This is a genomic window from Metabacillus arenae (genome assembly GCF_014773385.1).
GTDB classification, from domain to species: domain Bacteria; phylum Bacillota; class Bacilli; order Bacillales; family Bacillaceae; genus Metabacillus_D; species Metabacillus_D arenae.
This window is the reverse complement of sequence record NZ_JACXAI010000053.1, coordinates 1-13,525: the sequence shown is the minus strand read 5'-3', so window position 1 is coordinate 13,525 and position 13,525 is coordinate 1. Positions and strand designations below refer to the sequence as shown.

At 36.5% G+C, this 13,525-nt stretch carries 12 protein-coding genes; 8 read left to right on the top strand and 4 right to left on the bottom strand.

All coding sequences use genetic code 11. The features are described from left to right. Positions 1 to 747 precede the first annotated feature (747 nt). Positions 748 to 1,068 carry a hypothetical protein gene (locus tag IC621_RS24740; protein ID WP_191162521.1) on the bottom strand — a complete coding sequence of 107 codons (321 nt, stop codon included), beginning with the start codon at positions 1,066 to 1,068 and terminating at the stop codon, positions 748 to 750. 224 nt (positions 1,069 to 1,292) lie between these two features. On the opposite strand from IC621_RS24740, the gene IC621_RS24735 reads away from it, so the two are divergent. The 7 genes from IC621_RS24735 to IC621_RS24705 all read left to right on the top strand — a co-directional run bounded on the left by IC621_RS24735 (position 1,293) and on the right by IC621_RS24705 (position 11,255). Next, complete coding sequence (locus IC621_RS24735) at positions 1,293 to 1,493, top strand: hypothetical protein (RefSeq protein ID WP_191162519.1); 201 nt, start codon at positions 1,293 to 1,295, stop codon at positions 1,491 to 1,493. Next, positions 1,474 to 1,788, top strand: coding sequence for a YbjQ family protein (locus IC621_RS24730; protein WP_191162543.1), 315 nt, complete (start codon positions 1,474 to 1,476; stop codon positions 1,786 to 1,788). The genes IC621_RS24735 and IC621_RS24730 overlap by 20 nt, the downstream gene beginning before the upstream one ends. Positions 1,789 to 2,250: 462 nt before the next feature. Next, entirely contained in the window at positions 2,251 to 5,286 is a 3,036-nt protein-coding gene (locus IC621_RS24725) for an efflux RND transporter permease subunit (RefSeq protein ID WP_191162517.1), read from the top strand. 433 nt (positions 5,287 to 5,719) lie between these two features. Beyond that, complete coding sequence (locus IC621_RS24720; RefSeq protein ID WP_191162515.1) at positions 5,720 to 7,474, top strand: ABC transporter ATP-binding protein; 1,755 nt, start codon at positions 5,720 to 5,722, stop codon at positions 7,472 to 7,474. Then, on the top strand, positions 7,474 to 9,495 hold the full coding sequence (locus IC621_RS24715) for an ABC transporter ATP-binding protein (protein WP_191162513.1): 2,022 nt from the start codon (positions 7,474 to 7,476) through the stop codon (positions 9,493 to 9,495). Before IC621_RS24720 ends, IC621_RS24715 begins: the two co-directional genes overlap by 1 nt. Positions 9,496 to 9,877: 382 nt before the next feature. Next, a complete protein-coding gene (locus IC621_RS24710) occupies positions 9,878 to 10,453 on the top strand; it encodes a LysE family translocator (RefSeq protein WP_191162511.1) in 576 nt (191 codons plus the stop codon). 25 nt (positions 10,454 to 10,478) lie between these two features. Then, positions 10,479 to 11,255: an AraC family transcriptional regulator gene (locus IC621_RS24705; RefSeq protein WP_191162509.1), complete on the top strand. Its 777-nt coding sequence runs from the start codon at positions 10,479 to 10,481 to the stop codon at positions 11,253 to 11,255. Between the two features lie 390 nt (positions 11,256 to 11,645). On the opposite strand, the gene IC621_RS24700 is transcribed toward IC621_RS24705, so the two are convergent. Both IC621_RS24700 and IC621_RS24695 read right to left on the bottom strand, forming a co-directional pair. After that, a complete protein-coding gene (locus tag IC621_RS24700; protein ID WP_191162507.1) occupies positions 11,646 to 11,900 on the bottom strand; it encodes a hypothetical protein in 255 nt (84 codons plus the stop codon). Positions 11,901 to 12,076: 176 nt separating this feature from the next. After that, a complete protein-coding gene (locus IC621_RS24695) occupies positions 12,077 to 12,283 on the bottom strand; it encodes an alpha/beta-type small acid-soluble spore protein (RefSeq protein WP_191162505.1) in 207 nt (68 codons plus the stop codon). A gap of 282 nt (positions 12,284 to 12,565) precedes the next feature. Between IC621_RS24695 and IC621_RS24690 the strand changes: the two genes are divergently transcribed. Beyond that, entirely contained in the window at positions 12,566 to 12,811 is a 246-nt protein-coding gene (locus IC621_RS24690) for a hypothetical protein (protein ID WP_191162503.1), read from the top strand. A gap of 290 nt (positions 12,812 to 13,101) precedes the next feature. Here the strand turns inward: IC621_RS24690 and IC621_RS24685 are convergent. Continuing rightward, positions 13,102 to 13,525: TOBE domain-containing protein (locus tag IC621_RS24685; protein ID WP_191162501.1), on the bottom strand; the 424-nt coding region annotated here is incomplete at its 5' end.

The following is a 13,525-nucleotide window of genomic DNA, read 5'->3' as shown; positions in this document are numbered from 1 at the left end:
TCGGTTCGATGATTTTCTATTATTAGGCTGAAAAACAGGAGGATTATTCTTCCTGTTTTTTATAATAGGGTAAGAAAGTTTTAAAATGATTTAAGTGCTAATGGGTTAAAGTGAGCTGTTGTTGTTTAGCTGCAGCGCCCAACCTGCCTTAAGATATAAGTCAATCTCCAAAGACAGGAAAAAACGCCTTCTGTGAAGCACGCCCGAGTGTTTGTGCTAGGCTGACCAAGGCGCTTCAGCTTTTCGTTGTGGTTTCAGAAAGTTTAAGAAAGTTTAAGAAGATTAAAGTATTAACGTATTAAAGTTAGTTATCCGTCAAGAAGGTTAAAGAACAACCTTCATGCCGGATCGTCTTGTGCTTGTCGCCGATAGGCGGGCGCCTTGCGCTTTTCGTTGTTATGATAAAATTTGAGAAAATAGAAACCGGTCATAAACAAAAATGGTCATTTTCTTTATTGAGGAGGTTCACAAAATCGATATTTGGAGTGTATTTTTTTTCGCAGGGATCGTGTTTATTATTCTTTTGTTCTCAATAGCTAAGACGATTAGAGATTATAATAAGAAGAAGTAAAAAAAGAACTAATCTATCAGTGAGGGATCTTAATCCTTCATTGACGATTAGTTCTAATGCGGCTATCCAAGCATGCTAATAATCCATCCAATCACAACGATTGCACCGATAACCATTAAAATTGTTCTAATCATAAATAATTACCTCCATTTTTTAATTTATTTTAAGTAAGGTAGTCAGACTTTCATTTTTAAATCGGAATTAAATAAAACAGTTTTTAAGCGGTGATGATTTTCAGGTTGCAGCACTTCACGAAGGTTTTCTAAAACAGTGTTCGTATTTTGCCCGTCAATGATGCACTTAATACTGCAACCAGCTTTGACCGTTAAGAAAAAAGCTATTAAAGAAGGCAATTTTCCTACGTCGATTATACTTTTATTATGTGTGTATAGATAAATATTACCTTCATATTGCTTTGCAATTTGGTTCAATTCCATAATTTGATTCATTGATAACATATTTTCTATTAGCAACTTCGAAGAAACCATTTCACTCATCACTAATTCCTCCTTTTATGTTGAACCACTGGCTGATACAAAACAAATACCTTATTTTTTTGAAACTCAAACTAACTTACTTAGAAATAGGTCTAAAGATATAAAAAAGTAATTCGGAAATGGTATAATTTATCTATAATTGAGGGAAAAGAAGGGAAAATATTTCTATTTTTCAATTAAGGGGATATATTTAAAGGAGGAATAGGGGAAAAAAGGAGACGAAAATGAAACTTCATTATATCGTTTTGAGCGGCGCGCTATTTGCTCAAATAGCTGGGTACATCTTTCTTTTTATCTATTGGCCGGTATCAATAGGTCTTTTTATAATTAGCTTCTTGGGAGTGATCGCTTTAGTTTTATTGCTTATAAAGAGTAGATTGAAGGAGAAGAAGGAGGATGAAAACAATGATTATCGTGACTACTGATTTTATTCCAGGAAAAGAAATTAAAGAATTAAAAGGGTTTGTGAGAGGCAGCACCGTTCAATCCAAGCACATCGGAAAGGATATAATGGCTGGCTTCAAGACAATCGTTGGGGGAGAGATCAAGGAGTATACAGAAATGATGGATGAAGCGAGGCAAAAAGCAATTGGCAGAATGGTAGAAGATGCTAAAACAAAAGGGGCAAATGCAATTATCAATCTTCGTTTGGAAACATCTGCTGTGATGCAAAATGCTTCAGAGATTATAGCTTATGGTACAGCAGTTACTGTTGATTAGCAGACGATAAATGAAAGGGTGCCAGGTACTAAAAAAAGTATCTGGTGCTTTTTTTGTTTACTACTACAGTTTCACAAATTTTTTTAATAAGCACGAAGGAAAAAATCCCTGTCTTTTTTGTTAGAGAAAAAATTACCCATTTATTATGGAAAAGACTTTACTTTTTCAAAAAATAAATTACAATATAATTAATTAAGTAATTACTTAAATATTTATTTCTGTTTGAGGTCGAAAAAATGTGTCCATTAAAGACCTGTTCAAAGCTTTATCAGATGAAAATCGAATCATCCTGTATATTTATCGTGCTTTTAGACATGTGTAATGGAAAATAGAAGCATTTTTTTTAGTAATGATTAGTACAAAAGTTATATAATTTACAAAAAATTAACATATTTTTACTCATTATTGGTATATATTAGTTCTTGTGATTTCATTTATTTTGAATAATCGGAGGAAATGACCATGTCAATATTTACAAAGTTTTCTTTAAAGAACCGTGCAGCAGTGATTATAATGGTGTTTCTAGTTACAATTTTAGGGGCGTACTCCAGCACTCGCCTCCCTATGGAGCTTCTGCCAAGTGTAGATAATCCTATGATTACAGTTTCTACTTTTGGTCAAGGAATGGATGCTGAAACGATGACGGAAGAGGTGACGACTCCTCTTGAGAGTGAGCTTAAAAATGTTACGCACCTTGATGTGATTACCTCTTCAACAAGTGAAGGCTTCTCCCAAATTGACTTAATGTATACCTCTGAAGCAGAAATGAAGGAAGCTGCCAGAGAGGTTGAGAAACTAGTCAACCAAATTCAGCTGCCGCAGGGAATGATGAAGCCAATCGTCTCACAGCTGAATACTTCCATGATTCCGATAGCTCAAATAGCGATAGAATCAGATAAAGGTTTCACTAGTAATGATGAAAAAGTCATAGATCAAGAGATTATGCAGCAATTCGAAGACATTGACGGGGTTTCAAGTATAAGCCTATATGGAAAGTCTTCTGCAGAGCTTGCTGTTACGTTAAATGCTGATCAAATGAAAGAAAAGAAGGTTTCTGCCCAGCAGGTTATGATGAGTCTACAATCACAAAATGCTTCTATCCCCGCAGGAGAGATTTCAATTGAAGGAAGCTCAAATGCAGTAAGAGTGCTTGGTGAAGTAGAAGATATCTCGCAAATAGAAAATATTTCGCTTAATCAAGAAACAAAGCTAAAGGATATAGGAGACGTAAAGGTTGAACAATTTTATGAAGCAGAATCACGTCTTAATGGCAATCCTTCTCTCATCTTGGTAATAATGAAAGAAGCAAACGCTAATGCGGTCGATATCGGAAAAAAATTAGTAGAAAAAACAAAAGAGATAAATGACCAATATACAGAACAATACGATGTCCGAGTGATAACAAATACGGGAGAAGACGTGGAAAATGCAGTTCTTGGGATGGCAAAGGAAGTAGGACTTGGAGCTGTTGCTGCGACTATTATTCTATTGTTCTTCCTGCGAAGCTTTAAAACAACTATTATAGCTGTCATTAGTATCCCTCTCTCCATTTTAATTACATTATTTTTGCTGGATCTATCAAATATTACATTAAATATTTTGACTTTAGGCGGTTTAGCAGTAGCTGTCGGAAGGCTTGTAGATGATAGCATAGTCGTCATTGAGAATATTTACAGGCGGATCCAAGGCGAGGGAATGTCTAAAGAAGTGGTTATTTCTGCTACGAAAGAAGTGGCTGGAGCAATTACCTCTTCCACCTTAACGACAATTGCTGTATTTTTGCCAATAGGTCTCATATCTGGGGGAATAGGGGAATTTACAATACCACTTGTACTAGCTGTAGTTTATTCCATTCTTGGATCCCTTTTAGTAGCATTAACGGTTGTACCTTTAATGAGTTTTGTTCTTTTAAAAAAGATAAAACAAAAGGAAACTAGGGCTCCACGCAAATATTTATCTATTTTAGGCTGGTCTCTAAATCATAAATGGATCATTTTAGTTGCGTCTTTCCTTATTTTCGTCGGTTCTATTTTCGCTTTTGCAGCGATTCCACAAGCAAATGTTAACTCAGAGGATGAATCCTACTTAAATGTCGTTATGAGCTTCCCGGCTGATTATGATCCGGTTTTAGCAAAGGAAAAAGCAGCAGAGCTTGAAAAGCAATTAATAACAGAAGATAAAGTAATCGATACCTTTTTCCGCATGGGGACTGCAACTGAGGATGCAAAATACGGGACAGCTGCGAAGGGGAACGAAGCAACAATCGGCATGATTTTTGAAAAAGGAAAAAATGTCAAGGAATTCATTGAAAAGTTAAAAAAAGATTCGAAGAAATATGCTCCTGCAGAACTGGAGGCTTCCTTATTTTCATTCGGAAGCTTTGGCGGTGGAAGCAATACAGAGTTAAATGTAACAGCAGCTAACCAAGAAGATTTGGTGGAAGCTGGAGCTATCGTATTAGCTGAATTAAAAAAGATTGATGGGTTAGAAAAAGTGAAAAGCAATTATGAAGAATTAAAAAAAGAATGGGTTGTGAACGTTGAACAGGAGAAGGCATCTAAATTTGGACTGTCTCCAAACCAAGTCGGGCAGGAAGTCCATTCTTATTTAAACAAAACTCTAGCTGGTGAGATGACTATTGAAGATGAGAAGCTCCAGGCTGTTCTAAAATTTGAAAAGGATGAGTATAAGGAAGAGAATGAGCTCCTTGACCTCTATGTGTCATCTCCAGCTGCCGGACCAGTTCGTTTAGGTGAGGTTGCTGCTATAAACGAAGAAGAGATAAAAACGCAAATTTATCATAAAAAGGGAAAAGAAACGATCAAGATGACAGCAGTAATTGTTGCTGAAGATATCCGTGCGGTTGGAAACGATATTAATAAAATGATTGCCGGAGTTGAACTGCCTGCTGGAGCGAACGTGGAGCTCGCAGGCGCAACAGAATCGATGCAGGAAAGCTTCATGGACCTCTTTAAAATAATGGGAATTGCGATCTTTATTGTCTATCTCATTATGGTCATTACTTTTGGTCAAGCAAAAGCACCGTTTGCTATTCTTTTCTCCCTTCCATTAGCAGCAGTTGGGGGAATAGCAGGCTTAATCGTGACTAGAACCCCGGTTGACATCAATGCCCTGATCGGAGCACTTATGCTAATCGGAATAGTTGTAACGAATGCAATTGTTTTAGTCGAAAGAGTACAACAAAATCGAGAGAAAGGCATGGATACTAGAGAAGCTCTTTTAGAAGCAGGCGGAACGAGGCTGCGCCCTATTATCATGACTGCGGTTACAACCATTGTGGCAATGCTTCCGCTATTATTCGGAACGGCTGAAGCAGGAAGTGTTGTTTCGAAAAGCTTGGCGGTTGTCGTAATCGGAGGTTTGACTGTCTCAACAATTCTTACCTTGGTAGTTGTCCCTGTTGTGTATGAACTGTTAGATAGATTAGGGAAAAGAAGAAAGAAAGTTAAAAAGGAAAACCCTGAGCTCTCCATTTAAATGGAAGAAAAATTCTAAAAAGTTATAATTGACAAAAAGTTGATATCGTTGTAACCTAACATAGGAAGAATATTCTAATTAATGGTAAAGGAGGGTTACGTTATGAAACAAGTTAAGACATTCAGCACAACGAAAACTTTGAAAATAAACGTGACTGCTCCTAAAATTGGTATGATCAGTTAGAGCGAATGTACTCTTTTTTTAACCTAGGCACAGGTCACGTATACCTTAATACACGTGGTTTGTGCCTTTTTATTTATTAGTAAAAGGCATGCTGCACAAGTGGTGTGCCTTTTTCTATTTCAGATTATATTTCTTAGTTTGAAGGAGGATTTTTCATGCTGAAAATCATTGTGAGCAGTGAAATGTATAAACCGGGAGTTCTCGAGAGCGGCTAACGGAACAAATGAAAAGAGTAGGAGATGGGTAGAATATGTTCTCAGTTTTAGGGAAACTTAAATGGTTTTTTAAAGAATATTGGCTTCGCTATACAATTGCGATTATATTATTGCTTTTGGTAAGTATTTTAGAGATTATCCCGCCTAAATTACTAGGCACAGTTATTGATAGTATTCAAATGGGAACTTTGACGAAAGAGATGATGACTTGGTACATTGTGCTGTTTATAGGTCTGGGGATAATTGTTTATATAATAACGTATTATTGGATGTACAGCCTTTTCGGTGGAGCTCATTTAGTCGAGAAGATCCTGCGAACGAAGTTTATGGGACAATTGCTTCGAATGACACCGGCTTTTTATGAAAAAAATCGGACAGGTGACTTAATGGCACGAGCTACAAATGATTTAAAAGCCATATCCTTAACAACAGGATTTGGTATTTTAACACTTGTCGATTCAACAATGTTTATGCTTACCATCCTTTTTACGATGGGAATCTTAATTAGCTGGAAGCTAACATTTGCAGCTATTTTGCCTCTTCCTCTGATGGCAATTGCGATGAATATTTACGGAAAAAAGATTCATCAGCGCTATACAGAAGCTCAGAATTCATTTGGGAATTTGAATGATCAGGTACTCGAATCTGTTCAAGGTGTAAGAGTCATTCGTGCCTATGTACAGGAAAAAGCAGATATTTCCCGTTTCAACAAAATGACGGAAGATGTGTATCAAAAAAATGTGAAGGTGGCACTTATAGATGCTCTGTTTGAACCGACGATTAAACTGCTTGTTGGCATTAGTTATTTAATCGGACTTGGATATGGCGCCTACTTGGTTTTCAATAATGAAATTACCCTTGGTGAACTTGTTTCATTTAATGTTTACTTAGGAATGATGATTTGGCCAATGTTTGCTATTGGTGAGCTGATCAACATTATGCAGCGCGGAAATGCTTCACTTGATCGGGTAAATGAAACATTAGCCTATGAACCTGATGTTTTTGATAAAGAGACAGTTGCCGTTGAGAATCCTAAGAATATCGTGTTTGATAATGTATCTTTTCAATATCCTTCCTCAACAGTTCAGAACTTAACCAATGTGTCTTTGCAAGTAGAGCGTGGTCATACAATTGGAATTGTAGGAAAGACTGGGAGTGGAAAAACAACAATTATCAAGCAAATGCTGAGACAGTATCCTGTAGGCTCAGGCGAAATCTCGATTTCAGGTGTTCCTATTGATAAAATTCCGCTGGAAACACTTCAAAGCTGGATTGGTTACGTTCCCCAGGATCACATCTTATTCTCAAGAACTGTTCAAGAAAATATTCTTTTTGGAAATAAAGAGGGAACGGAAAAACAGCTTTATGAAGCTATTGATTCTGCTTTTTTTAGAAAAGATCTGGAAATGCTGCCAGATGGCCTAAATACACTAGTAGGAGAAAAAGGGGTGGCTTTATCTGGCGGTCAAAAACAAAGAATATCGATTGCAAGAGCTCTTCTTACAGCCCCGGAAATCTTGATTTTGGATGATTCGCTATCAGCGGTGGATGCAAAAACAGAGAAGGCTATTATTGATAATATCCGCCGGGAGAGAGCAGGTAAAACCACATTTATTACAACGCACCGATTATCAGCTGTTGAGCATGCAGACCACATTCTTGTTTTAGATGATGGGAAAATTATTCAAGAAGGTACACATGAGATCCTTGTTTCACAAGATGGCTGGTATCGGGAACAATATGAACGACAGCAAATAGAAATGCAAAATGAAGGCGGGGTGAGTGCATAATGGGAACAGGACGTAAATTGTTAAATTATGCACTTCAATATAAAAGGACCTTGATTGCAGCTCTTCTTATGCTTGCAGTAGCAGTTGGAGCAGAACTAATGGGTCCTCTCATTGCCAAGAAGATGATAGATGATCATATTCTGGGAATCGAAAGCAGATGGTATGAAGCAAAAGAAGGCCCAAAGGCTGTAAATTATCAAGACTCCTGGTATAAAAGAAGTGATCACTTTTCACCTGGTGAAGAAAAAGGTGATGTTGCAAGAATTATCCAAGTTGAAAGGGAGTATTATTTTATTCCTCAGGATCTTTCATTTGATGGTGAAAGAAAAGTAAATAACGGCAAAATCATTATTGAACGCGGTGAAGAAATTGCCGTTTACAACAATGTAAACCAATTAACGAATAATCAATTGTTCGCGTTTTACAAGCCGGAAATTCCTGGACTGCTTCAATTAATAGCAATTTATTTTGGTATGCTTGTCATCTCATCGTTTTTTCATTATGGGCAGCATTATTACCTGCAAGTTACTGCCAACAGGATTATCCAGAAGATGAGGCAGGATGTGTTTGAGCATATTCAACGGTTACCTATTAAATACTTTGATAATTTACCGGCTGGAAAAGTAGTCGCCCGGATTACGAACGATACGGAAGCAATTCGTGAGCTTTATGTTGCTGTTTTAGCTACATTCTTTACAAGTGCGATCTACATTACTGGGATTTTTATTGCTCTATTTTTATTAGAGGTTAAGCTGGCGTTCATTTGTATGGTCATCTTGCCGATCTTGGCTGTTTGGTCGATTATTTATCGAAAGTTTGCTTCCGAGTATAATCACAAAATTCGCTCGTTAGTAAGTGACTTGAATGCCATGATTAATGAATCGATTCAAGGTATGACGATTATTCAAGCATTTCGAAGAAAGAATGAGACGAAGAAAGAGTTTGAAGAGCTGAATGAATCACATTTCCATTATCAAAATAAATTATTAAGCTTGAATTCACTTATGTCTCACAATATGGTTGGTTTTTTACGGAATCTAGCTTTTGTAGCATTAATTTGGTACTTTGGCGGAGCTTCCTTAACAGCAAATACGGCCATTTCTTTAGGGGTTTTATATGCGTTCGTAGATTATTTAAATCGTTTATTCCAGCCAATTACGGGCATTGTTAATCAGTTTGCCCAATTAGAACAGGCTCGTGTTGCATCAGAGCGTGTCTTTAAACTGCTTGCTGAAAAAGGAACTAACGTAAATGATGAGCAGATATCTCGTTATAAAGGGAATGTTACTTTTGATGATGTCACATTTGGCTACAATGAAAACGAACCAGTATTGAAAAATATTTCGTTTCAAGCAATACAGGGAGAAACCGTTGCCCTTGTAGGGCATACGGGCTCCGGCAAAAGTTCCATCATGAATTTGCTGTTTCGGTTTTACGATGTGCAAAAAGGACAAATCACGATAGATGGAACAAATATTCAAGACATGTCACGTCAGCAAGTCAGGCAGCACATGGGAATTGTATTGCAGGACCCATATTTGTTTACAGGAACGATTGCATCCAATGTAAGTCTTGATCATGAAAAGATATCTAAAGAGCAGATCGAAAAGGCTTTAAAGGATGTTGGGGCAGAGGAGCTGCTGAAGCATTTGCCGAAAGGATTTGATGAGCCGGTCATTGAAAAAGGAAGCACACTTTCATCAGGACAACGTCAGCTAATTTCTTTTGCGAGGGCTTTGGCTTTTGATCCAGCGATCCTTATTCTGGATGAGGCAACCGCGAGTATTGATACTGAAACAGAGGCTGTTATTCAAGAAGCACTTGAGGTCTTGAAGAAAGGCAGAACTACATTTATCATTGCTCATCGCTTATCGACAATAAAAAATGCAGATCAGATTCTTGTATTAGATCACGGTGAAATTGTTGAAAGAGGAAGTCACGATGAATTAATGAAGCAAAAAGGGAAGTATTTTCAAATGTACAAATTGCAGCAGGGGAATCAAACCTCACTTGCAGGTTAACATGAGTACTGACCATTTTAGGAAATACAAGAGGATAGGTTATAAATGCGGCTGAACTCTGTAAAATTAAAGACAAGTGAATATAGATTTTGATTTTGGGAATATACGGTTGTCATTCATGTTACAAAATATAATAAAGTTAAGTACATCACTTATATATAGCGGTGTACTTTTTTGGTTATAAGACTTCTAAATGACCTCATTAACTACCACAACAACCCACTGAAGTAACTTTTTTTTCATATGTATCTAATACCTAAAAGCTGTTATCTTTAAAGAACATTCAAATAATACTTGGGGAGAGTTTCTGCAACAATATACTATAGCCATTTAATTTTAAGATGTATATTTATATGAGAATACCTCGAAAGGAGTTTTCCTCATGAGTATTACATCTTTTGTCTTTTACTGTTTTATTGTTACCTTTACACCAGGTCCTACTAATATCGTCATATTATCCACAGTGCATAATTCTGGGACAAAAAAGGCAATAGAATATACGTACGGAGCAACTATTGCTTTTGGTTTATTACTAGCTGCTTCTGCTATGTTGAATACCATACTTGTTACGATATTACCCAACATTTTAATTATAATGCAGATATTCGGAAGCTTTTATATGTTGTATCTCGCTTATCAAATTTCCAAAATGGATTCATCAAAACCACCTGTAAACCAAACTGGTACGTTTATGTCAGGCTTTCTTATGCAGTTTTTAAATCCAAAGGTGGTAGTATTTACAATGACTGTAATCCCTACCTATATTATGCCCTACTATGTCTCAATGCCTGCGGTTACAATAAGTGTTATAGCTATTACTGTAATTGGATTTTTAGCATTTATTACATGGGTACTTTTCGGTACGATCTTCAAGGCGTTTTTACAGAAACATAAAAAAATTGTGAATGTAATGATGGCATTGTTTTTAGTTTATGCTGCAATCATGATATGGATGTAGGTAAGCGAATTGAGAGGTGAATGAAATGGACAAATTTATCTATAAAAAATCGGCAGGTATTACTGCCTTGTCAGCTAGTATTACTGATTTTACATATAAAAAGCACTCTCACAAGGAGTATGCAATAGGGGTAACCTTGCGTGGTATCCAACAGTATAACTTGGATGGCAGTTTACAATTATCCTATCAAAATGGTGTTATGCTTTTTAATCCAGAACAGGCACATGACGGAATGGCACATGATAAGACAGGCCTTGATTATGTGATGTTATATATTGAGCCGCAATTGCTTTTAGAGGCTACCCAGAAAAAGGATATCGTACGGTTTTCAACTCCTATTGTGTATGATAATAGACTTGAACAAAGAATATTAAGTCTTTCTAATGCAATATTAAGCGAAAAAGATGAGGCATTGTGCAGTGAATTATTCTTATCCCTCACGGATTGCCTTATTCAAACAAATTTTTCTACAAAATATAAGAAAGATAACGCTCTAATTAGAAAAGCAAAGGAGATGCTTCATACCAATTTAGAAAATATACCTAAACTTGATGAGATAAGTATAGAGTTTAATTTATCGAAATTTCAGTTTATCCGATTATTCAAGGCGCACACTGGAATTTCACCCTACCAATACTTTCTTAACTGCAAGATAGAACATGCAAAGCAGATAATAGAAAAAAATAGAGATATTCATTCAGCAGTAGCTGAATGCGGTTTTGTAGATTTAACCCATTTAAATAAACACTTTAAAAGCGTATATGGAACAACAGCATTTGAATATATGTCACATTTAAATTGAGGCGGAGTTTTTTATATTCAATGAGGACCTTTTAACATAGCAAAAGGAGGAAACGTTTATGAAAAAATCTTTATTTTCTATTCCTGTTTTTTCCTTTTTTAGTTAAAATGAAAATAAAAGGTAATTATACTTATAAAGTTATTCAACAAGTGGTAGTAAATGAGGTCATATATAGTACAAAAAAGGATAGATAAAGCTGAAAAAGTTCTGCTTTATCTATCCTATATTTTACCTTATATAAGGTGTGACATTGTTTATTCCTTCTTTATTAACAAGACATTTCATCATAACCATGACTTTCAATAAAAGGACTTCCAGCCGTTTTTATGTTGTTAGATTTTCAGTCAATTCGTAAGGGATTTGGTCAACATGAAACACCTCAAATAAGTATTATTGTTGTTGAATAGAAGATTGGATCTCCTGCAGGTGTCTCAGCCTTTCTAACATTAGGGACAGCTTATGATGCTCATCGGGTGGTAAATTGTTTGCTTGTTGTTTTGCTAGAACAAGCTGCTGAGCATAGGCAAGCTGCTGCTCTGCTTCTTGATACTTTTGAGGATTTGAATAACCTTGAGCCTTTTCAACAGCTTTAAATGTCTGATCAAGTGTATCATATAATTGCTTTATCTCAGTTTGGTCTGACAAAAATACTACCTCCTTGATTTACATATACTCCCGCCAATTCGGGAGTAGATACAACAAACAAATATTCTAGGTTCAAGCAGTCATCAATCAATCTCATCATTATAGAGGCTCTGAGCCTCAAAAAAAGAGACGCCTATTATTAGGCGTCTCAAATCCATAATATGAAATTGTGTAAATTAGAACTGTCCTCCGCCCATAGATTGTTGAGCCATAGATACTAAACGTTTAGTAATCTCGCCACCAACAGATCCATTCGCACGTGAAGTAGTTTCTGCACCTAAGTTTACACCAAACTCAGTAGCGATTTCATATTTCATTTGGTCAATCGCTTGAGATGCACCAGGTACTACTAATTGGTTTGAACTGCGTTTGCTTTGAGCCATGTTTTGTCAACTCCTCAAGATGTAATGTTTTTTGGTTGGGTTAGCTGGACTTGCACCAGCGAAAGAATTTTCTTTTTGAAAAAATTCAGGTGCCACTAGGCCTAACCCATTGATCGAAAAGTCTTTTTTCCCTTTGTATTATGTATTATGGAATGTCGTCCGAAAAACTATGCAGGAATATCAATTGGTAATTTTTATCATTATAATTTGACCTGTCAATTTCATAATTGTGTTTGCTTGAGGAAAAGCTAGAAGCGACCAAAGAGTTGAAGGTGATAACAAATGATAATGTGTCCGCTTTGTAATGGATTTGAACATCATCGCGAAATATTATGTCCAAACTGCGGGACGATTATGACTGATCAGGGAAAGATTACAGACTATTTGGATGATTACAGCGCATATATGGAAATAGATTCGATGAAGCTTTTTGATGGGGTTTTAACTTCGCTGGAAGAACATCAATGTGTTCATTATTATTATTGCAAAAACTGCTTACATGAGGAAACGCAAACAATTCAAGAGTAGTAAAAAAAAGACTTGCTATCATTTTTAGGTTAATGATAGCAGGTCTTCACATAGTTCCACCTATTTTCGAAAGATTAGCTTAAAGTAGCGGAATACTAACTTAAGCTCCTGACCGCCTTAAAGTGAAAATGAAGGCAAGGAGGAGCATTCAGGAAGTTCTTATCATGTGTTTGGCTGTACAAGCCGCCTGTAACTTTTTCAGCTTATACCTAGAACAGAGAGACGAATATTGTTAGTTGATCAGCTTCATGTGGCACTGACCCAGAGGTCATAAGTGATGATCATAAAGGTTAAAGAGCAACCTTTTCCCCGCTCACCTTTTGCTTGTCACTGATAGGCAATTCCTTGCGTTCTTCTAGGTTTTCATCAGCTGGACGAATCCTCAGTGTTGTTTCATTATCAAAGAAATGGGCTTTATTCATGTCTAGAGCTAATTCAAGCTTTTGTCCAGGTTGAATATCAGTTCGAGAGTCAACCCGTGCTACAAATACTTGCCCGTTTACTTGTGAGTAAAGCATTGTTTCTGCTCCCATTAATTCAGCTACCTCAATTGTGGCATCTACTTTTGTTCCTCTGGAGGAATCAATGAATACTTGTTCATTGTGGAAATCCTCCGGACGGATTCCTAAAATTAATTCTTTGTTCACATAGCCTTGTTCACGAAGGAATTTCATTTTTCCTTCTGGGACATCAACAGAAACTTCACCAATAGCG